15 protein-coding genes and 2 pseudogenes are annotated in these 20,386 nt (G+C 72.1%); 7 read left to right on the top strand and 10 right to left on the bottom strand.

The genetic code is table 11. The annotated features are described in order from the left end of the window. Nucleotides 1-76: 76 nt before the first annotated feature. The 3 genes and pseudogenes from OG798_RS19710 to OG798_RS19700 form a co-directional block, all read right to left on the bottom strand. Entirely contained in the window at nucleotides 77-1,156 is a 1,080-nt protein-coding gene (locus tag OG798_RS19710; RefSeq protein ID WP_328757409.1) for a glycoside hydrolase family 5 protein, read from the bottom strand. 595 nt (nucleotides 1,157-1,751) lie between these two features. Further along, nucleotides 1,752-2,060, bottom strand: coding sequence for a DUF1932 domain-containing protein (locus tag OG798_RS19705; protein ID WP_323138798.1), 309 nt, complete (start codon nucleotides 2,058-2,060; stop codon nucleotides 1,752-1,754). A 286-nt stretch (nucleotides 2,061-2,346) separates the two neighbouring features. Beyond that, nucleotides 2,347-2,754: pseudogene (locus OG798_RS19700) on the bottom strand (NAD(P)-binding domain-containing protein); the annotation flags it as partial. A 445-nt stretch (nucleotides 2,755-3,199) separates the two neighbouring features. Here OG798_RS19700 and OG798_RS19695 point away from each other — a divergent pair. Then, nucleotides 3,200-4,117, top strand: coding sequence for a class I SAM-dependent methyltransferase (locus OG798_RS19695; RefSeq protein ID WP_097226016.1), 918 nt, complete (start codon nucleotides 3,200-3,202; stop codon nucleotides 4,115-4,117). Between the two features lie 160 nt (nucleotides 4,118-4,277). Continuing rightward, nucleotides 4,278-4,787 carry an SDR family oxidoreductase gene (locus tag OG798_RS19690; RefSeq protein WP_267061695.1) on the top strand — a complete coding sequence of 170 codons (510 nt, stop codon included), beginning with the start codon at nucleotides 4,278-4,280 and terminating at the stop codon, nucleotides 4,785-4,787. Nucleotides 4,788-4,802: 15 nt separating this feature from the next. Here OG798_RS19690 and OG798_RS19685 read toward each other — a convergent pair whose 3' ends face one another. The 3 genes from OG798_RS19685 to OG798_RS19675 form a co-directional block, all read right to left on the bottom strand. Then, nucleotides 4,803-5,552, bottom strand: a complete 750-nt coding sequence (locus OG798_RS19685) for an SDR family NAD(P)-dependent oxidoreductase (RefSeq protein ID WP_095858098.1) — start codon at nucleotides 5,550-5,552, stop codon at nucleotides 4,803-4,805. 99 nt (nucleotides 5,553-5,651) lie between these two features. Beyond that, a complete protein-coding gene (locus OG798_RS19680) occupies nucleotides 5,652-7,109 on the bottom strand; it encodes a GAF domain-containing protein (RefSeq protein WP_328757408.1) in 1,458 nt (485 codons plus the stop codon). Between the two features lie 28 nt (nucleotides 7,110-7,137). Then, complete coding sequence (locus OG798_RS19675; protein WP_095854827.1) at nucleotides 7,138-8,175, bottom strand: rod shape-determining protein; 1,038 nt, start codon at nucleotides 8,173-8,175, stop codon at nucleotides 7,138-7,140. Nucleotides 8,176-8,471: 296 nt separating this feature from the next. Between OG798_RS19675 and OG798_RS19670 the strand changes: the two genes are divergently transcribed. Next, a complete protein-coding gene (locus OG798_RS19670; RefSeq protein ID WP_328757407.1) occupies nucleotides 8,472-12,095 on the top strand; it encodes a S8 family serine peptidase in 3,624 nt (1,207 codons plus the stop codon). Between the two features lie 91 nt (nucleotides 12,096-12,186). Here the strand turns inward: OG798_RS19670 and OG798_RS19665 are convergent, their stop codons facing one another. The 3 genes from OG798_RS19665 to OG798_RS19655 form a co-directional block, all read right to left on the bottom strand. Further along, the gene (locus OG798_RS19665; RefSeq protein WP_328757406.1) at nucleotides 12,187-13,809 is read right to left on the bottom strand and encodes a carboxyl transferase domain-containing protein; all 1,623 of its coding nucleotides are present in this window, start codon (nucleotides 13,807-13,809) and stop codon (nucleotides 12,187-12,189) included. Further along, nucleotides 13,802-15,349, bottom strand: a complete 1,548-nt coding sequence (locus OG798_RS19660; RefSeq protein ID WP_328757404.1) for an acyl-CoA synthetase — start codon at nucleotides 15,347-15,349, stop codon at nucleotides 13,802-13,804. Before OG798_RS19660 ends, OG798_RS19665 begins: the two co-directional genes overlap by 8 nt. Nucleotides 15,350-15,447: 98 nt before the next feature. Continuing rightward, nucleotides 15,448-16,089, bottom strand: coding sequence for an O-methyltransferase (locus OG798_RS19655; protein WP_267061690.1), 642 nt, complete (start codon nucleotides 16,087-16,089; stop codon nucleotides 15,448-15,450). Between the two features lie 77 nt (nucleotides 16,090-16,166). Between OG798_RS19655 and OG798_RS19650 the strand changes: the two genes are divergently transcribed. From OG798_RS19650 to OG798_RS19635, 4 genes are all read left to right on the top strand, one after another. Further along, the gene (locus tag OG798_RS19650; protein WP_328757402.1) at nucleotides 16,167-16,607 is read left to right on the top strand and encodes a DUF6086 family protein; all 441 of its coding nucleotides are present in this window, start codon (nucleotides 16,167-16,169) and stop codon (nucleotides 16,605-16,607) included. A gap of 150 nt (nucleotides 16,608-16,757) precedes the next feature. Next, entirely contained in the window at nucleotides 16,758-17,372 is a 615-nt protein-coding gene (locus OG798_RS19645; protein WP_095854833.1) for a transcriptional regulator, read from the top strand. 14 nt (nucleotides 17,373-17,386) lie between these two features. Beyond that, on the top strand, nucleotides 17,387-17,992 hold the full coding sequence (locus tag OG798_RS19640; RefSeq protein WP_121418502.1) for a toxin-antitoxin system, toxin component family protein: 606 nt from the start codon (nucleotides 17,387-17,389) through the stop codon (nucleotides 17,990-17,992). A gap of 6 nt (nucleotides 17,993-17,998) precedes the next feature. Beyond that, complete coding sequence (locus tag OG798_RS19635) at nucleotides 17,999-19,252, top strand: MAB_1171c family putative transporter (protein WP_328757401.1); 1,254 nt, start codon at nucleotides 17,999-18,001, stop codon at nucleotides 19,250-19,252. Here OG798_RS19635 and OG798_RS19630 read toward each other — a convergent pair. Beyond that, nucleotides 19,237-20,313, bottom strand: a pseudogene (locus tag OG798_RS19630) (MerR family transcriptional regulator). The gene OG798_RS19635 and the pseudogene OG798_RS19630 sit on opposite strands and share 16 nt — an antisense overlap. Nucleotides 20,314-20,386: the final 73 nt, after the last annotated feature.

The raw sequence follows: 20,386 nt of genomic DNA, 5'->3' as shown, positions 1-20,386 counted from the left end.
GTTCCTTGGCGAAGTCAGTTCGAACGAGGAGCGGATCCAGCGGCCCCGCGCGCGCGGGCCGGGCCGGGGGGCCGGCTCAGGGCTGGACGGGCTTTCCGCGGCCCCAGGCCCAGGCGAGGCGGTCGGCGCCGGACTGGTTGGTGGTGGCGAGCCATGGGCGGGCGGGGTCGCCGGTCAGGGTCTGCAAGGAGTACGTGTCGTCGGTGCGCAGGCCGGGCCAGTAGACGGAGCCCATCTTCAACTGGCGGAAGGTGTCGGTGACGGCCTGGACGTAGTTGACGTAGTTGTTGGAGGCGTCCGGCTTGTTGTAGTCGAGGCCGGTGGTCATCGGGGCGCCGAACTCGTCGGCGACGGTACGGCTCGCGCAGTCACCGATGCGCTCCTTGAGGTCGGACACCCACTGGTCGTAGGTGGCGTAGTCCTTCCAGAACCCGTAGTGGTGCAGGGAGAGGTAGGTGCCCTTCAGGCGCGGGTCGGCGCAGACGGAGGTGACGTGGTCGTTGTAGCCGGCGCCGCTGACGAACACCCGGTCGCGCGGGACGGAGGGGTAGGTGGCCAGCCACTTCGCCGCGATGTCGGCCCACTCGGTGTCGGTGTAGCCGTGGGGCTCGTTCATCGGCTCGAAGTAGACCTGCTTGTCGTTCTTGTAGGTCTTGACCACCGTGTTCCACATGGGCCAGAAGGTGGCGGGGTCGTCGATGAAGCCGTCCTTGCGGGCGCCCGTGCCCTCCCAGTAGGAGACGATGACCTTGAAGCCCTTGTCCGACGCGGCGTCGATGACCCCGCGGTAGGACTTCCAGTACGAGCCGTTGACCGTGTACGGGTTGATGGGCAGCCGGACGGTGTTGGCGCCGAGGTTCGCGCGGAACGCCGAGATGATCCGGCTCGCCTTGGCATAGGTCCGGGCGTAGCTGTCGGAGGTCGACAGGCCGGACAGTACGACGGGGTCGTCGGCGAAGTTGTCACGCGGGTCGGCCCAGTTCACGCCCTTGAACTGGGTCGTGTCCTTGCTCGGCGCGGCGTGGGCGGAGCCGCCGGCGACGGCCGTGCCGCCGGTCGCGGCGACGGCCGTGCCGCTGGTGCCGGCGATCAGGAGCGCCACGCAGGCGGCGCGCAGGCGGGGCGAGAGGCGGGTTCTGGCGGGGGTAGTGCGCATCGACTTGCCCTTTCAGGTGACTGCGGCTCAGCGCCCGGCGGAGCCTGCGCGGGGCTGGGTGGCCGTCGGAAGGTTCGCCGGGCCGGACGGGACGCGGGGTGCGTCGGCTCGCCGTCGTGGGCCCGGTGACGACCGGTGCTGTATCGGTGGTGCGGTGGTGCTTCACCGGTGGTGCTTCACCGGTGTGGGGGAGGGTGATGTGTGGGGGCGTGCGGGGCGGTCCTGTCGCCCGCGCGGGTGGGCCCCGGTGTACTCAAGGCAGGTGCGAGGCGCGGTTCCTGCGCCGTCTCGACCTCGACGGCCTCCGGGCGCCGTGAACACTCGCCTGCGGCGCTGAGCCCATCCGTCCGCTCCTCCCTGATCCACCGACCGGAACGCTGTGTTTACGTAAACATCGGCCGGCGTGGCGAGGCCTGAACTCATGGCCGGGGCTGGGTCGGTGGCGATGTTTACGTAAACATGGCGGCGCCGGAATCGTGGCACCCGGGACAGTGATCGTCAAGGTTTCCCGCACGTAACGTCGTTGGGCCCCTGTAGTGGATTCCCGGCGCCGGGGCGAGAGAGGTGAGAGGTGGTGAAGCGACGGAACTGGACGTCAGTCCTGGTCGTCGGGTGTGTGGAGGTGGGCGAGGACCCCCTCCAGGGGGAGGTCGAAGCGGTCCTTGTCGGCGGTCCAGTGGCGCAGAACCGTGGCGCCGGCCTCGGCCAGGTCGGGCGGGAGGCCGGTGGAGCGGAGGGTGGCGGCGATCTCCTCCATCTCGGGGGCCCAACGCCAGGCGCGGGCCGCGACGCTGGGCAGGTAGTCCACTTCGGCGAGAATCCTGGAGGTGATCGACTCGGCCTCCAGGGTCAGTTCGGCATCCACGCCGTGACGCGCGGCGAGCGCGTGCGAGACGGCGGCCAGGGTCTGTCCGGCGGATCAAGTCGCAGGAAACGGGCGGTGCCTCGTGAACGCTGGTGAGCGGGGCTTGGTGCGTGCAGCTGCAAGGCGGAGGAGGGCGTCGACGCGGAGCGTCGGCAACCGACGACAACGCCGCAGATGGGCGTGCCAAGCCCCGCGTCTGCGGCATGGTCCGCCGGACAGGCCCTAGGACGCGGGCGGACTTTTGGAAGGAGGCGAAGGCCATCTTCAGTGCCGACGCGGCACCGACCCCGGCGTCGAGCGGTCGGGCGAGTACGGCGGTGCCCTCGAACACCGCGGCCACCCGGCCGACAGCCTCCTGGTCGCCGCTCAGGTAGAGCCGCGGGGCGCTGCCCGGTCCGGGGGGAGCGCCGATGATCGAGCCGTCGACCATGGCGACGCCGCGTTCGCGACAGGCCGCGTCGATACGGAGGGCCCGATCGGGGCTGATGGCGTTCGCCTCCACGTAGACACCGGTGAAGGTGTGCTCGAGGACCTCGCGCGCGACGTCCTCCGCCGCGTGCGGTGGGCAGATCGACAGGACCAGGTCGCTGACGGCCAGGGCGGACCCGAGTGACTCGGCCGCCTCCAGGCCGGCCTTCCGGGCCCGCTCCACGCTGGCCGAACCACGGCCGGTGGGGACGTGGAGCACCCGGGTCCCGGCGCGGTGTGCCTGGGCGCCGACCTCCGGGCCCATGGCGCCGGGGTGCAGGAGTGTCACGGTCGTCATGAACGGTCCTTGTGGAGTCGGGGGAGATGGATGAGGGAGGAGGCAGGCGACGGGATAGATGGGTGAGGCGGCGGTGGACGACGGGAGAGAGCTCTACGTTACGAGGAAGATCCACCGGCGCGAGGTGTCGCGGCCCGACCCCGCTCCGTGACACCCGCTTCCTCCTGACCCGTCATTCAGCTGACGGCATGCCACATATCGACGCACGTAACCCTCCCGTGGCCCAAGCATCATTCACACGTTCCCCTTTGGGGGGCCGGTGTTCGCTGTGATTTATCTGTGGGACGTTTACGCTTTACCGTCCTTTGGGCGTTGGATCCCCACTGTGCAGCCTGTCGTGATCAGGGTGTGCGCACCTTCTGTCCCCCCGTGTACGCAGCACTTCTCCTATACCTGCGAGGGTCAAAGAGCCATGCGAGCGCTACTCACCACCAAGACCGCCAGGCGCGCCCTGCGTCCGATCGCCGATCTCATCGATCAGCGCATCGACCGCCGGATCCGCCGCGCCATCGGGGACGGATCCGAAGGCGGACTCCAGCGCGAGCTGGCGACACTGCGTAATCGTCAGCGTCCCCTCGAGTTGCTGATCGACGGGACGGGCCGCGGCGTGTCGCGCATGCCGGCCCAGATCCATCTCGACCGCGCCATCGAGGAGTTGGCGCAGGTGAGCGGAGACAGGAGCGGGGCGGAGCGGAACATCTCCCAGGCGTTCCGGCTGCTCATCGCCCTGGAAGCGCTCGGGGTCGGCCGGATCGCCGGCGGCACCATGAACATCTGCGGCAAGCTCTCCGCCGTCCCGCTGCTCGACCCGCCGAACGACGAGATCCTCGAGATCGGCACCCTGTACGGGATGTTCGGCGCGGCCCTGATCCGGATGATGGAGCGCGCGGGACGCGACCCGCGTCTGACGATCGTCGACCCGCTCGCGGGCCTCCAGTTGCAGCCCGGCACCACCGAGGGGGCCGACCCGACGGGCACTCCCGTGCGCGGCGCCGCGGTGCGTGCCAATCTGGCCCTGGTCGGCGCGGCCGGTGCCGCGGCCCGTGTCCAGCAGGGCTTCTCCGAGGACCCCGAGGTGCGTGCCCTGGTCTCCGACCGTTCCTACGGGGTGATCATCGTCGACGGTGACCACTCCGCCGCCGGTGTCGCCGCGGACCTGGAGTGGGCCGAGCAGATCGTCGCGCCCGGCGGGATCGTCGTACTCGACGACTTCGGACACCCCAAGTGGCCCGGTATCAAGGAGGCCTTCGACAAGCACATGGCGACGGACACCCGGCTGACGTTCCTCGGGCAGGTCGCGAACTCGGGGTATCTGCGCGCGAGCGCGTAGCCATGAGTGTGCAGCTCGCGAGTGGCGCGCAGCTTGCGAGTGACAGGCGTTGCAGGGGGTCTGCCCATCGGCCCCGACTTGTGATAGAAGCGGCGGAAGGGGATTGTCGGATACTGAGAATGAGGTTCTGACATGAAGGCTGTCGTGGTCGGGGCGTCGAGTGGACTGGGCCGGTGCATCGGGGTCGACCTGGGGCGCCGCGGCGAAGGAGGCGGGCCCGGACACGTTCGCCGTCGCCTGTGACGTGACCGACGAGTCGTCCTGCCGGGCGGCGGTCGAGGAGGCCGCCGCCGGGCTGGGCGGCATCGACGCGCTCGTCTACGCCACCGGCATCGGCCCCCTCGCCCCGGTCGAGAAGCTCGACGCCGACGCCTGGCGCCGCGCCATGGACACCAATGTGATCGGTGCGGCGCTGGTCACGAGCGCCGCGCTCCCGCATCTGACGAAGTCGGGCGGGGAAGGGGACTCCAGGACCGGGTTCAACGACGGCTGGGACCGGGAGTACGCGGCCCAGGTCTACCCAGTCTGGCGGCAGCGCGGCTATCTGACGGGTTCCCTGCTCGACGTGGAGGAGTTCCTCCGCGTCCTCGACGTCGTACTGCGCTGCGGCGGCACCATCCCGGAAGTGACCGTGACGCCGCGCCCGCCCGTCCGGGCGTCCCAGGCCTGATGCACAAGACAGGCCCTAACGGCCCAGCGCCGCGCCCCCGTTGATGTGCAGCAGCTGCCCCGTCAGGTACGCCGCCTCCGGTGACGCCACGTACCGGACGGCGGCGGCGATCTCGGAGGGGTGACCCGGCTTGCCGGTCAGGGTCTGGCCGACCCGGGAGGCGATGAACTCCGGTGTCGCGCGGGCGCCGAAGAACTCCGTGTCGCCGACGAAACCGGGGGCGACCGCGTTCACGGTGATGCCCTCGGGGCCGACGCGCTGCGCGAGGGCGTAGGTGTATGTGTTCACCCAGGCCTTGGAGCCACCGTACGAGCCGGGCCCGCGCAGCGAGGCGATGGAGGAGAGCTGCACGATACGCCCGCCGGGGCGGCGCATGTGGGGGAGCAGGGCCTCGGTGAGCAGGACCGCGGTCAGCACATTGGCGTCGAAGTTGTCGCGGTAGCTGTCCGCGATGGAGGCGAGCGTGCCGTCGGGCTCACGGGCCACGTTGCCGCCCGCGTTGGCCACCAGCACGTCCACCGGGGTCTCGTCCGCCGTGATGAACTCCCTCGCCCGACCGACCTGTTCGGGGTCGGCGAGGTCCGCCGCGCACCAGCTCGCCGTCGACTCGCCGTACTGGCCGTTCAAGGTGTCGGCCGCCTTGCGCAATACGTCCTCGCGGCGGCCGAGGAGCACCACCCGGTCCCCGTCGGCGGCGAACGCCTCCGCCGTCGCCAGGCCGATCCCGGTACCGCCGCCGGACACCACCACACGTCGCTGAGTCATGGCCATCCCGTCCTCGGATGTGAATATTGGTCATGTGGGCGTACGGGCTGCGACGCTACGGAGGCCCTGAGGGGACGTCAAGTGAGTTGCGGACGCGGCTCACAGGGGCGACCGCCAGGTGACCGTCGTACCCGCGCCGCCGTCGTCGAAGACCGTCAGGCGGACCCCGGGGCGTCCGTCGGGGAGAGGCGCCGTCACGTCGACCGTGATCTCGACGCGGGAGACACCGGCGCGGCGGGAGGCGGCGGCCAGGGCGCGGCGCAGTGCGGTGAGCAGCCGCCCGGCTACGGGCTCCGCGAGACGGTTCTCCACCGGGCCGGTGAACCGGGTGGACGGCTGGAATCCCAGCACGGCGGCCGCGCCCGCCGCCTCGCGCAGGACCTTGCCGCGGAAGGTGGTGGGGGCGTCGGCCGGCGGCTGCTGGAGCGCGAAGATCGCCGTGCGGACCTCCTGGACGGTGGACTGGAGTTCGTCGACGGCACGGCCGAGCATCGCGTGCACATCCTTGTCCGTATCGCCCGTTCCGGTGCTCCTGCGCTGGGTGGACTCCAGCATCATGCCGGTCGCGAACAGCCGTTGGACGACGAGGTCGTGCAGGTCGCGGGCGATCCGGTCGCGGTCCTCGTAGACCGCGAGCCGCTCCCTGCTGTGCTGGGCCTCGGCGTGCACCAGCGCCAGCGCGGCCTGTGAGGCGAACTGGGTGGCGAGCAGCCGCTCCACCGCGGTGTACGGACGGCCGCCGCGCCGACGGGGGAGGGCGAGCGTGCCGAGGAGACGGCCGCCCGCCTGGAGCGGCAGCATCATGTTCGGCCCGAACCGATGCCGTACGTGCGTGGTCATCCGGGGGTCGGTCGCCGAGTCGTCGATGAACACCGGTTCACCGCCGAGGAGTTGTTCGAGGACGGGGCTGCCCGGCTCGATCACGGTGCCGACGATGTCACCGGGGTCGTCGAGCGTGGAGGCGGTCACGATCTCCATGCCGCCGTCCTCGGTGGGCTGGAGGATGACACCGGCCGAGGCCTCGGCCAGGCGCCGGGCCCGTTCGGCGACCGTCATCAGCGCGTCGGCGGCGCTCTCGCCGCTGAGCAGCGCGGTGGTGACGGCTGCCGCGCCCTCGATCCAGCGCTCGCGCTGCCGCGCCGTCTCGTACAGCCGGGCGTTGCCGATCGCGATACCGGCCTGGGTCGCCAGGACCCGTACCAGTTGCTCGTCCTCGTCCGTGAACGGGCCGGCGCGCTTTCCGGCGAGGCGCAGGTCGCCGAACACCTCGTCGTCGACGTGGATCGGCACGATCAGCTCCGGCGGCTCCGGCGGCTCCGGCGACTCCGGCGGCTCGGGCCGTGCGGGTGGCTCGGGTGGCTCGGGCCGTTGCGCCGTACGGATCCTCCTGAGCCCGTCCCGTCCCGGATCGGTCATGTCCAGCGTCGCGTACCGCGCCTCCGTGAGCTCGGCGGCGGCGTCCACGATGTGCTGGAGCGTGGCCCGCAGTTCGAGGTCGGTGCCGACGCTGAGGACGGCTTCCAGGAGCGACGGCAGGCGCGGGACCGGATCGTGCATACCGGGGCCTTGTTCCGGGGCCCGGCCGTCAGAGCGCCAGAGGGTCCAGCGTCAGCGGCTCGATCTTGCCCTCCAGCATGTAGCCCAGGCCCTGCACCGCGCACACGTCGGGACGCTCGGCGATGTGCACCGGCATGCCCGTCGCCTGCCGCAGCATCTGGTCGAGGCCCGGCAGCAGCGCGCTGCCGCCGACCATCATGATGCCGCGGTCGGCGAGGTCGGCCACCAGGTCGGGCGGGCAGGCCCGCAGCACCTTCCCGATCCCGTCCAGTACGGCGGTCAGCGGGGTCTGGATGGCGTCGCGTACGGCGGCGGTGTCGACCTGTACGGAACGGGCGAGGCCGGTCGCCACGTCCCGCCCGTGGATCTCCGTGGACGCCGGGCCGTGCGGGGTGAGCCCGTTGCCGGAGAGGGCGAGCTGCAGGGGCCGTACCGACTGCGAAGGAAGCATCAGCTCGTGCTGGTGGCGCAGGTGCTGCACGATCGCGCGGTCGACGGCCTCGCCGCCCACCGGAATGCGCTCGGCGGTCACGATGGACCCCAGGCACAGCACGGCGACCTGGGTGGTGGCCGCCCCGCACACCATGATCATGGTGGCTTCCGGCTGTTCGACGGGCAGTCCGCACCCGACGGCGGCGGCGATCAGCGTGTCGACCAGCTCGACCCGCCGCGCCCCGAGGCCGACCAGCGTCTCGATCGCGGCGCGCTGCGCCAGCGGGTCCGCGTCGTGCGGGGTGCACGCCGCGGCGCGCAGCCGGGGCCTGCGACGCAGGGAGCGGCGGACCTTGTCGCCGAGCAGCTGGCGCAGCATGCGCTGGGCCATCTCGATGTCGACGACCGTGCCGCCGGACACCGGCCGCATGACCCGGATGTAGTCGGGGGTGCGGCCCGTCATCTTCTCCGCGAATTCGCCGACCGCGAGCAGCGCGCCGGTCCTGGTGTTGATCGCGGCGACACTAGGCTGATCGACGACCAGCCCCGCGCCCTTCACATACACCCGGGTCCGGGCCGCGCCCAGGTCGACGGCGAAGTGACAGCGGCGCAACCGCTCGAGACTCGCGGTCATGACAGGTCCTCCCGAGAGCAGACCGTGGGGCTCCGCCAGGTGGCGGTCCTTCCTCACATCGTGGACGGGCGCCGGACCAGGCGCCTTTCGTGGGGGGCCGGGCGGGGTGCCGCTGGATGGGTGGTCCTCTCCGGATGCCGGATGGGTGGTCTTGTCCGGATGGGTGATCCCGGCGCCCTGGCGGAAACCCGCCAGGGCAGTTTCTCGCCAGGTTCCGTCAACTCCCGCGCACCACCGGCTCCCCGAAACTCTTCGCAGCACCGGTGCCACCACGTGCCGACGAGGAGAGGTCATCCATGACCAGAGGACCAGTCAGACGGGGGGCGGCTCTGCTGTCCGCCGGGCTCGTGCTCGCCGTACTGCCCATGGGGCCGGCGGGCGCGGCCGAGGCAGCCGCCCCGGCCCCGACGCGCACCGCCTCCGCCACCCACACCGTCACGCTCGTCACCGGCGACAAGGTGACCGTCACCGACCTCGGCGCGGGCAGGAAGACGGTCGCGGTCGAGCGGCCCCGGGGGGCCACGGGGGCGGTCCGCACCCAGGTGACGAACGGGGCCGTGAGCGTCGTACCGGACGAGGCACTGCCCTATCTGCGGGCGGGCACCCTCGACCGGCGGCTGTTCGACGTGAGCGAGCTGATACGTCAGGGGCTCACCGACCGGAAGACGGCCGAGCTGCCGTTGATCCTGACGTACGGCAAGGGGGCGCGCGCGGCCACCCTGCGCGGGGCCGAGCAGAAGCGCGCGCTGCCCAGCATCCGGGGCGCCGCCGTCGCCGCCGACAAGGGGCGCACCTTCTGGCAGTCCCTCACCCGGCAGGGCGGGACGGTCGACAAGGTCTGGCTCGACGGGCGCGTGCACGCCGACCTGGCCGAGAGCAACGCCCAGATCGGTACGCCGCAGGCCTGGGAGGCAGGGCTCACCGGGAAGGGCGTCACGGTCGCCGTGCTCGACACGGGCGTGGACGCCGGCCATCCCGACCTGGCCGGACGGGTCTCCGTCAGCAAGAGCTTCATCGACGGGCAGGAGGTCGCCGACCGCAACGGGCACGGTACGCACACGACGTCCACGGTCGGCGGCAGCGGTGCCGCCTCCGACGGCAAGGAGCGGGGTGTCGCGCCCGACGCGACGCTCGCCGTCGGCAAGGTACTCAGCGACGAGGGCTCGGGCAGCGACTCGGAGATCATCGCGGGCATGGAGTGGGCCGCGCGGGACGTGCACGCCAAGGTGATCTCCATGAGCCTCGGCTCGACCGAGGCGAGTGACGGTACGGATCCCATGGCGCAGGCGGTGAACACGCTGTCCAAGGAGACCGGCGCCCTCTTCGTCGTCGCCGCGGGCAACACCGGCGCCCCCTCCTCCATCGGCTCGCCCGGCGCCGCCGACGCCGCGCTGACCGTCGGCGCGGTGGACTCCGCCGACCAGGCCGCCTACTTCACCAGCGCAGGACCGCGCTACGGCGACAACGCCCTCAAGCCCGACCTGTCCGCGCCCGGCGTCGACATCCTGGCGGCTCGCTCCCAGCTCGTCGCCGGCAGTGGTTACTACACCTCCATGAGCGGTACGTCGATGGCGACGCCGCATGTCGCCGGTGTGGCCGCCCTGCTCGCCGAGAAGCACCCCGACTGGACCGGCGCCCAGCTCAAGGACGCCCTGATGTCGACGTCGAGGCAACTCGACGCGTCCGCCTATGTGCTGGGCTCGGGCCGGGTGAGTGTGCCGGACGCGATCGACGCGAAGGTCACCGCCACCGGGAGCGCCGATCTCGGGTTCTACAGTTGGCCGTACGAGGCGAACCAGCCCGTCACGAAGACCGTGACCTACACCAACTCCTCGGACTCCTCCGTCGAGTTGAGCCTCGCCGTGCGGGGCGCCGCCGACGGGGTGGCCACCCTCGCCGACTCCACGCTCACCGTGCCCGCGCACGGCACCGCGTCGACGACCGTGACGGGCGACGGCTCGAAGGCGCCCGTGGGCGACACCTCCGGGCAGATCGTCGCGTCCGTCGGCGGCACGCCCGTCGCGCACACCGTGTTCGGGCTGGTGAAGGAGGAGGAGCGGTACACGCTCACCGTCCACGTCAAGGACCGCGCGGGCGAGCCGACCGCCGCCTACCTCGCGGTGCAGCAACTCGCCGCGGGCGTGGACCCGTTCCCGGCCTCGGTCGACGACTCCGGCACCCTGAAACTCCGGCTCGGGCCGGGGGCGTACAGCCTGACCTCCTTCCTCGACGTGCACGGCAGTCACGGCGCCGACTCGCTCGGGCTCGGCTTCCTCGCCGCGCCCGAGATCACCCTCGACCGGGACCGCGAGGTCACCCTCGACGGACGGCAGCTCCGGGAGATCCGGGCCGAGGTGGAGCGGCGGACCGAGACCCGGCAGCTGCTCATGGAGTACGACCGGAACGCGGGCGGCTCCGACCAGTTCGGCGCCGTCCAGGTGCCCGTGAAGTACGACAGCGTCTTCGCCGCGCCGACCGCGAAGGTCTCCCGGGGCACCTTCGAGTACCGGACCGTGTGGCGGCTGGGGAAGCCGTTGCTGGAGGTGAAGGGCGTCGGCGAGGCCGTCGTCCAGCCGGGCGGGACCCTGATCGAGGGCCGGAGCAGGCTGCCGCTGGTGGACGTCGGGACCGGACCGTTCACCGGGGTGAGCGGCAAGGCCGTGCTCGCGACACTCGCCGACGGTGTCGAGCCCGCCGCCCTCGCCCAGGCGGCCCAGGACGCGGGCGCCAAGGCGCTGTTCGTCACCGACGGCGCGGCCGGGCGGCTCAACGCCTGGTTCGGCACGGACGACGGCGCGGACCGGCCGCTGCAGATCGCCACGGTGAACGCGGCGGACGCGGCACGGCTGCGGGCTGCTGGACATCTCGACATGACCGGGACGCGCAACACGCCGTACGTCTACGACCTCTCGGAAGGGCACGAGGGGGCCATTCCGCGCGGCGACCTGACGTACGAACCGGGTGCGCGTGAACTCGCCGTGCTGGACACCAGGTTCCACGCGGCCAAGCCCGTCTCCGGCAGCGAGTTCCGCTACTCGGTCACGGACGCCTTCCCCATCGGGATCGGCTTCCAGGAGCGGATCGACTACCCCGCCGAGCGGACCGACTACGTCTCCACGGGCACGGGACAGACGTGGATGGAGTCCGTGAACCTCGGGGCGGGCGCGCTGGAGGAGCGCAGTGGGCTCGTCCACTACCGCGGGGGCACGCACGCGACGCTGAACTGGTTCAAGCCGGTCTGGCACGCGTGGCTCGGCACCGGGCTCGGCTGGGGACAGGAGCGCGCGGGCAACCAGATCCAGTTCAACACGCCCGGCTGGGGCGACTCCGGGCCCGACCACACGGGCTTCGGCGACGTGTGGAGCGACGACACCGGGATGACCCAGTTCACGTCCGTGTACCAGGACGGCACCCTGGTCGACCGGCGCAAGAGCTCCGGAGCGTACGTGTGGGACGCGCCCGCCGACGAACACACCTACAAGGTCGTCACGGACACCACCCTCGACCCCGACCGCTGGACGCTGTCCACCCAGGGGCACTCCGAGTGGACCCTCCGCTCGGCGGCCACGCCCGCGGACCGCTGGACGTTCCTGCCGCTCATCAACCTCGGCTACGACATCGACACCGACCTCGCGGGCGCGGTGCGCGGCGGCGGCCGGGTGCCGGTGGGGATCCACGCCGAGTACGTGAAGGGCGCGCCCGGCACCGGAACCATCGGGGGCGGGAAGCTGGAGGTGTCCTACGACGACGGGAAGTCGTGGCGGGCGGTCCCGCTGTCGGGCGGTGGCGGCGCGGCGTCCTGGAAGGGGACGTTGAGCGTGCCGCGCGGCGCGGAGTTCATCTCCCTGCGGGCCTCCGCACGGGACGACCGGGGCGGCTCGGTGAGCCAGGAGGTCATCCGGGCGGTGGGGGTGCGATAGCCCGCGGTCCCCTCTGGACGGGCGGCGCCGGTTCCCCTTGGGAGGGGGGAACCGGCGCCGCCGCGGCGTCACTGCCTGGGTGGGGGCACGCTCAGCGCTCCGCGTGCTCCACGATGCCCCGGATCACACCCAGCTCCACCAAGTCCTGTGGCCGGATGCGGAGTTGGTCCGCCGTGTCGTGCACCTCGCTCGCCGGGCGCTTGAGGATCGCGGCCGCGAGCTCCGGCGCGATGACGGAGAAGTAACTGTCCGGCGTGGCCCAGGTGTTGCCGGGCGCGGCGAGCGCGAGCGCGCCGCCCGAGCCGCCCTCGCCGATCACCAGGGTGGTGACGGGCGTACGCGCGGTGGCCACCGCGGCGAACAGGTCCGCGATCGCCGAGCCCGCGCCCTGCCGCTCGGCCTGCGCGTCGTTGGCGGCGCCCGGGGTGTCCACCAGCGTCAGTACGGGGAAGCCGAGCCGGCCGGCGAGCCGGATCAGCCGGGCGGCGGTGCGGTATCCGGCGGGGCGGGTCGCGCTCCCGCACTGGGCGGCGTACGCCACGGTCCGCCCCGCGGGTCCGGAACCGAACCCGCACAGCATGCCGTCGTCGCTGCCGCCGCAACGGTCGCCGCTGATCGCGGCGCGGCGCGTGAAGTAGGCGTCCAGGTAGGCGGCGGCCCGGGGGCGCTCGGGGGACCGGGCGTGCCGGACGGCGTCCCAGCCGGTGGCGGGGAGGTCGTGGGCACCGAGGGCGGCCGGGGGAGGGACGGGCTCGACCTCGGGCCTGGGCTTGGCCCCGGCCCCGGCCTCGGGCTTGGCCCCGGCCTCGGACTCGGGCTCGGCCTCGGCCTCGGGCCTAGGCTTGGCCTCGGGCCTGGCCCCGGCCTGCGGCCCGGGCTCGGCCTCCTGCCCGGTCCTGGCCTGCGGCCCGGTCCCGGCCTTGGCTTCGGCCTGCGGCTCGGTTCCGGCCTTGGGCTCGGCCTTGGCTCCGGCCTGCGGCCCGGCCCCGGTCTCCGGCCCGGGCTTGGCTCCGGGGGCGGCCTCGGCCCCGGGGTCGGGCGTGGGGGCGGTCAGTAGGGTCAGCCACAGCGTCAGGGTCTCCCGGAGTTCCTCCTCCCGTACGACGGCGTCCACCGCGCCCGCCGTCACCTGGGCCTCGGCCGTGTACGCCGCCGGGTCCGCGTCGGGCGGGCGGACCCGGGAGCCGGCGAAGCCGACCTGGGCGCCGGGCAACGCCAGGGTCACGTCGGCGCCCGCACCCAGCGTCGCCCAGCCGCCGCCCGTCGTCGGATCCCGCAGCACGGCGATCTGCGGCAGCCCCGCCTCCCGGGCGAGCGCGGACTGCCGTGCCACGCGCTGGAGTTGGGTGAGGGCGAGCATGCCCTCCTGCATCCGGCTGCCGCCCGTCGCGACGAGCGAGACGACGGGCAGGCGATGCGCACGGGCGTGGGTGTAGGCGGCCTCGACGCGGTCGCCGGTGCGTTCGCCGAGCGAGCCGCCGAGGAAGCCGAACTCGAAGGCGATCAGTACGACGCGGGTGGAGCCGATGACCGCGGTGCCGCAGACGACGGACTCGTCCTCGCCGGTACGGGCGAGGGCGCGGCGGCGCGAGTCGTCGTACCCCTGCCAGGACAAGGGACCGTCCGGCTTGAACTCCCTCATGGGAACGGAGAGTTCGCGGAAATCATCGCCGGCCAGGGCGATGGCCTCGCGGGCGGAGAAACGCTCAGTCATGCTCAGGGGCCTTTGCGACGGCGTCGGGGAGGGCTCGCTTGAGAATCTTGCCCATGTCGTTGCGCGGGAGCGACGTGAGGAAGCGCACGGTCCGCGGGCGTTTGTGCGGGGCGAGGCGGCGGGCCACGTGGTCGGCCAGCTCCCCGGCGGCGGGCGGGTCCTCGGGGTCGGCGGGGACGATCCAGGCCACGATCCGCTCACCCAGGTCCTCGTCGGGCTCACCGGTGACCGCGGCCTCGCGCACCGACGGATGCTCGAGCAGCGCGTTCTCGATCTCCCCGGCGCCGATCTTGTAGCCGCCGCTCTTGATCAGGTCGGTGGCCTTGCGGCCGACGATGCGTACCGAGCCGTCGGGTTCGACGACCGCCATGTCGCCGGTGCGGAACCAGCCGTCCTCGGTGAACGCGGCGGTGGTCGCGTCGGGCCGGTTCAGGTACTCGGTGAAGAGGTTCGGCCCCCGGACCTGGATCTCGCCGACGGTCTCGCCGTCGGGCGTACCGGTGGGAGTGCCGTCGGCGTCGTACGAGGCGATCGTCGTCCCGTCCTCCTCGACGAGCCGTACGTCGACGCCGGGCAGCGGCACTCCGACGGTGCCGGGCCGGGGTTCCCCGTCCACCCGCACGCTGGTGTTCATGAGGGTCTCGGTCATGCCGTACCGCTCGACGACCCGGCGTCCGGTCGCGGCCGTGATCCGCTCGTGGTCGTGCACCGGCAGTGCGGCGGAACCGGACACGAGTAGCCGCGCCCCGCCGAGCGCCTTGGCCAGTTCGGTGTCCTCGACCAGCGCCTCGGCGAGCCGGTGGTACATCGTCGGCACCCCGAACAGCATCGTCGCGCCCGCGCTCAGCTCGCGCGCCACGCCCTGTGCGCTGAACCTGCCCAGATGCCGCACCGCCGCGCCGCGCCGCAGCGGGCCGAGGATGCCCAGGATCAGCCCGTGCACATGGAAGAGCGGCAGCCCGTGCACGAGCACGTCGTCACCGGTCCACTGCCAGGCGTCGGCCAGCGCGTCCAGGGTCGAGGCGATGGCGCGCCGCGGGATGACGGCGCCCTTGGGCGGACCGGTGGTGCCGGAGGTGTAGACGATGAGGGCGGGGGCGGCGGGGTCGTCCGGTTCGGTGCCGGGGCTCGTCGCGGGCGTGGAGGGGGCGTCGGGGCTCACGGCGACGTCCTGACCGGCCACGCCCACCTGGACGTCGACGCGCTCCAAGTCGCCCACAGGCGGGGGAAGTTCGACGCCCGGCTCGACCAGTACCAGCGAGGGCGCGCTGTCGCCCAGAATGTGCCCCAGTTCGCCCTCCCCCGACTTGGGGTTGAGCGGCACGGCGGGCACCCCGGCGAGCAGCGCGGCGACGACCCCGACGGCGGTCTCCAGGGACGGCGTCGCCCACACGGCGACCCTCTCCCGGCCGTCGAGCCGCGCGGCCAGCTCACCCGCCGAGGCGGCGAGCTCCGCGTACGTCAGGGACCGGTCGCCGAAACGCAGGGCGGGCCGCCGTGCGGTCGAACCGCTGACCAGGGCGGGAAAGAGGGAGGACACGCGGGGTACTCCTTGCCGTAGGGACCTGCTGGCGGACGTGCTGTCGATGACAGTCACCACCGTTCCTACACCAGCGCGCGGCAAACCCGCCGTCGCGCTCACTCCGATGACGAGCTCAGCCCCGTCGGGGCGAGCCGTCGCCGCGTGCCCACCAGCGTGGCGAGGTCCTCGGCGAGGCGGAGTTCGATCGTGTGCAGGGCGACATGCTCCAGCCAGTGCAGCCGGGCCCGGTCGGGGGCGCCTTCGTGCAGGGGCGGCCATCCGGTGGCTGGGGTGAAGTCGTCGACCACCACCGCGCCGCCCGGAGTCAGCAGGCGGGCGGGGTCGGCCGGGTCGTCGCCCGGCGTCTTGCCGGTGCCGCCGCCGTCCAGGACCAGCAGGTCGTACGGGCCGTGCTCCTCGATCCGCCGCCAGTCGCCGTGGATCACCTCGACCTCGGGCCGGTCGGCGAAGACCTCGGCCGCGACCCGGGCCCGCTCGGCGTCGCGCTCCACGCTGAACAGCCGTACGCCCTCGCGCGCCCCGGACGCCAGCCACGCGAGCCCCACCCCGCACCCCGTACCCGTCTCCCCGATCCGCTCCCGGGCGCCGCCCGCCAACGCGTACAGCAGACGGCCCTGCTCCGGACGGCACGCGTACGCGAAGCCGTGACGACGCGCGGCGGCCAGAGCCCGTCGGACGAGTGGGGGAAGGGTGGCGGGGTCCGCGGTGGCGTGGGCATCCGTTCCTGAGATCGACATGGAGGAGATCATGGTCGCCCGGACGGGTCGGCCGGGGGTGGTTACGCTGGTCCGTCGCGAGCGAACGAGGTGGCGGCATGAGCCAGGACTACGACATGGGTGACGAGACGCTGTGGAACCCCTCCAACGGGGCGTCCCGGTTGTTTCTTCGTCAAGTGGCTCTTTTTGAAGCGGAGTTGGCACTCCCGTCGGGTATCGGGCCGATGGTGAACGACGAGACCCGGATCGACCGGGACGCCTTCGCGGTCTTCGTCGACGCGCTGCTGGCGTGGCATCGAAGAACGAGTCACGCCGTCATGCTGGCCCTCTCCGAAGGCTTCGCCGCCACGGTGCTGGTTCTCGCGGAGCGCGGCGGGGTCGCGGTGGACTGGGCACGGCTCGGTGCCGCTCCGGACGGCCCGTCGGAGAATGTGCAGATCTCGGCTCTCACCGGGATGTCCGCCCCGCCGGAGGGCGGCACCTGGGAGTCGCGGCTGCGGGAGAGGTCGCGGGAATTGGGTCGCTTCATGCCCCGTTAGCCGGGGCGATTCCGGCTGTCCCGCTCCGCGGGAGCGATCGTTCTTGAACTGGGAACGATCGTTCGGAAAGCATGGCGCGGGCCCCGTCGGGGACCGTAGTCTCGGCCCACAGCGTGAGAATTTGACGGATCAACTGCCGGGAGTGCATGGGTGAGTGCGTCGCCGACTCCTCTTCGCGAGACACTCGCGCGCCTCGACGCGCACCTCGCCGAGAAGGGCCTCGATCGCGAGGAGGCCCTCGACGTGGGGGAGTTGTCGAGAAGAACGGCCCTGGCCGAGGGAGAGGTCCGGGCCCTCCTCGACGGGTCGGGGGTCCTCGACGACAAGGTCGACGACCGCATCCGCGGACGTGTCCGCGCGCTGTACGAGGCGTATCTCGACGAGAGCGGGAAGCGGCCCGCCGACGTGTGCCGGGACGTCGCCGGGCGGCTCGGGATCAGTGACAAGTGGGCCCGCAGTCTGCTCAACGGCGACAAGATGCCGAACGTGCCCGACCTCACCCGGCTCGCGGAGTTCTTCCGCATCGAGGAGGGCACGAAGTTCTTCACCGATCCGGCCCCCGCCGTCCTGAACGGCGCACTTCAGCGCGTCGTCGGTGAGCTGGACGGCGGAGCCGAGGACGGACCGCTGCTCAGGTTCACGCTCAAGCACGGAGTCGTCACGCTCGCCCTGCGGGGCAGACGGCTGACACCCCGCAAGCAGGAAGCGCTCACGCTCATGCTCGAGGGTCTGCTGAGCAGCGAGAGCGAGGAGGCGGAACGGTGAAGCCCTTCCTCAAGATGCGGCCGGTCCGTCGCGCGTGGAAGCGCGCCGCCGTTCTCCTCTCGCGCCGGGCCGACTCCGAGATGCACGGCCTCGCCGTCGAGCTCACCCGCGCGCTGAAGAAACGACTCGACGCGCCCGTGGACGTACGGGAGTTGGCCGAAGCCCTCTGCCAGGAGATGAGCCGGCGCCGCGACGACCGCCCCATCCAGCTCCGCTTCGAGCGCTTCCCGGACGAGATCGAAGTCACCGGGCTGTGGATGGAGTTCCACGACTTCGACCTCGTCATCGTTGAGGAACGCGCCGAGACGGTGCAACAACTCGTCATCCTCGGACATGAGTTGTGGCACATGATGGCGGGGCACTCCCACTCCCCCCACCACTACGCGGGTGCGGCCGCCGCCAGCGCGCTGTCGGACGACCCCGGCTGGCGGGAGATCGCGCTCACCGTCGCCGCCCGCAACGGCTCGCACGAGGCCGACGAGGCCGAGGCGGAGGACTTCGGCCTGCACCTCGCCAGCGTCTTCCGCTCCTGGGTGACCGGCCCGCGTACGAAGGGCCCCGTCGACCCGGTCGGACAGGCCATCCAGGCGTCCCTGGGCTACCGCGGACCCCAGGACTGACCGGCGATGAATCCTTCCCGCTTCTTCGCCGGGTTCTACATCTCCTTCTGGATCCCGACGGCGGTCCTCACCGCCGCGCTGGCGATCAAACTGCCCAGCATCGTCAAGCTGTGGAAGGACCCGCTGCTGCGTGCCGTCGGCGGCCTGCTCGTGCTCGCCTGCGGCGTCTTCGTCTTCGCGGCACCGGCGACCATCGCCTGGACCAACCGCGTCACCGGCGTACCGAACATCGCGGCCCCCCTGGTCTACAGCCTCATCACCGCGTTCTGCGGCGCCTGCCTGCTGCTGATCACCGCGTGGCGCAACGGCATCTCCGCCCGCTCCGGCGTCACCCGCCGCGCCACCCGCTGGGTGGTCACCGTCTACGCGAGCGTGATCGTCGCACTGTGGGTGCTGTTCGCGCTCGCCGACGTCCCCGTCGAGCGGATACGGGACCTCGACACGTACTACGCCAACACCCCCTTCATGCGCGAAGAGATCGTGCTCTACCTGCTCGCGCACACCGTGGCCGCCCTGATCACGTCGAAGCTGATCTGGAACTGGATCCGCGCGGGCGGACTCGACGTCTGGCTGCGCGGCGGTCTGAAGTTCCTCGGCGTCGGCTATGTGATGAACCTGCTCTACGACAGCTCCAAGTTCTGCGCCGTCGTCGCCCGCTGGACCGGCCACGACCTCGACTGGCTGAGCACCGGGTTCGCCCCGCCGGTCGCCTGCCTCTCCGCCATCCTCATCGCGGTCGGCTTCATCCTTCCGCACACCGGCCAGTATCTGCACCGCCGCGTTCGCACCCGGCTCGGCCACTGGCACCTGCGCCCCCTGTACCGCCTGATGGGGAGCGCCACGGGCGGCGGACGCGTCCCCTTCAGACTCCGTGCCACCCCCGAACTGCGTCTGACGCGCCGGGAGACGTTCATCCGGGACGCGCTGCTGCACCTGTCCCGGTTCATCGACGAGGATCTCCGGCGGAAGGCCTACGACGCCGCCCTCGGCCTCGGCTTCGGGGCCGGCCGGGCGGGGGCCCTCGCCCACGCCGTGACCATCCAGGACGCCATCGAGACCAGGAAGCGCACCCGCCAGGACGACGCTGCGCCCCTCAACACCCCGGACATCAATACCCCGGACACGGAGAACCTGCTGGCGGAGATCGATGCCGTGTCCCGGGCCCTGCGCCACCCCGCCGACATCAGGGCGGTACGCGAGGCCGCGGCCGGCTCGGCGCAGAGCGTGCCGGGCCCCACCCTGAGTCAGCCGAGCCGCTGATCCCCGCCGGCCTCTACCACGTCGGCCACCACACAGCTCACGTTGTCGGGCCCGCCGCCGTCGATCGCGGCTTCGACGAGGGACCGTACCGCCGCGTCGGGAGCCGGGGCCGAGCCCAGCAGCCGCCGGAGCTCCTCGTCCGCCACGACGGTGGAGAGCCCGTCCGAGCAGAGCAGGTAGCGGTCCCCGGGCAGGGCGTCGCACAACCGCAGATCGGGTACGACGGAGTCGGCGCCGCCGGTGAGTGCCTTCAGGAGCAGGGCACGTTGGGGATGGACGACGGCCTCCTCCGGCGTGAGCCGGCCCTCGTCGATCATCGACTGGACCATGGTGTGGTCGTGCGTGATCCGGAACAGCTCGCCGTCGCGCAGCAGATAGGCGCGGGAGTCGCCGATGTGGACCAGCCCGAGCTGGGATCCGGTCCACACCATGGCGGTGAGGGTGGTGCCGTCCTCCTTGCCCGGTGCGGCGTCCCGGACGGCCCGCGCGGCCCCCTACACCGCGTCCTCCAGAAGGTTGAGGACGCTCCCGCCCGGAAGGGGTTCCCCGTCCAGGGACTTCAGGGCCTGCACGGCCGCGGTACTGGCAGGCGCGCCGCCCGTGCCGAAGCCGTCGGCCACGGCGAGGACGCGGGCGCCCGCGTGGGCGGTGTCCTGGTTGGCCGGGCGGACCAGACCGGTGTCGGAGAGTGCGGAGTAGCGGAGTTCGAGCATGGTGGTGTCCTTCCTCGACGTGTACGAGAGGTGATCCACGAGAAACGCCACGAGCTCCCGCCGACCGACGGTCTCGGCCTCGACCCGCGCCCAGTAGGCGCGGATCTCCCGGGCGGCGGACGCGTCGTCCAGAGCGCACACCTGCCGGATCCGGGCCAGCGGCATCCCGATCCGGTGCAGCCACGCCACCAGCCGTGCCCGCTCCAGTTGCGCGACGGCGTAGTACCGGTACCCGGTCTCCGGGTCGACCCGGGCGGGTCGCAGCAGCTCCAGCTCGTCGTAGAGCCGCAGCGCCTTCGGCGACAGCCGGCACGCCTTCGCGAAGGCCCCGATCGTCAGCATCTCCATGCGCCCACCTGTGGTCGTGTCGTGCCCGTCATGCGTTCCTCGTTCCGCCACCGATGCTGCGGCTTCACCGAAG

The sequence above is a fragment of the Streptomyces sp. NBC_00271 genome (genome assembly GCF_036178845.1).
Lineage (GTDB): Bacteria > Actinomycetota > Actinomycetes > Streptomycetales > Streptomycetaceae > Streptomyces.
Note: the sequence above shows the minus strand (reverse complement) of the source record. Positions and strands in the feature narration are given on the sequence as shown.

Bases quoted from the DNA above. Each gene is read 5' to 3' on its own strand.
- OG798_RS19710 (WP_328757409.1), bottom strand. From the start codon at position 1,156: ATGCGCACTACCCCCGCCAGAACCCGCCTCTCGCCCCGCCTGCGCGCC.
- OG798_RS19695 (WP_097226016.1), top strand. From the start codon at position 3,200: ATGCGAGCGCTACTCACCACCAAGACCGCCAGGCGCGCCCTGCGTCCG.
- OG798_RS19685 (WP_095858098.1), bottom strand. From the start codon at position 5,552: ATGACTCAGCGACGTGTGGTGGTGTCCGGCGGCGGTACCGGGATCGGC.
- OG798_RS19680 (WP_328757408.1), bottom strand. From the start codon at position 7,109: ATGCACGATCCGGTCCCGCGCCTGCCGTCGCTCCTGGAAGCCGTCCTC.
- OG798_RS19675 (WP_095854827.1), bottom strand. From the start codon at position 8,175: ATGACCGCGAGTCTCGAGCGGTTGCGCCGCTGTCACTTCGCCGTCGAC.
- OG798_RS19670 (WP_328757407.1), top strand. From the start codon at position 8,472: ATGACCAGAGGACCAGTCAGACGGGGGGCGGCTCTGCTGTCCGCCGGG.
- OG798_RS19665 (WP_328757406.1), bottom strand. From the start codon at position 13,809: ATGACTGAGCGTTTCTCCGCCCGCGAGGCCATCGCCCTGGCCGGCGAT.
- OG798_RS19655 (WP_267061690.1), bottom strand. From the start codon at position 16,089: ATGTCGATCTCAGGAACGGATGCCCACGCCACCGCGGACCCCGCCACC.
- OG798_RS19650 (WP_328757402.1), top strand. From the start codon at position 16,167: ATGAGCCAGGACTACGACATGGGTGACGAGACGCTGTGGAACCCCTCC.
- OG798_RS19640 (WP_121418502.1), top strand. From the start codon at position 17,387: ATGCGGCCGGTCCGTCGCGCGTGGAAGCGCGCCGCCGTTCTCCTCTCG.
- OG798_RS19635 (WP_328757401.1), top strand. From the start codon at position 17,999: ATGAATCCTTCCCGCTTCTTCGCCGGGTTCTACATCTCCTTCTGGATC.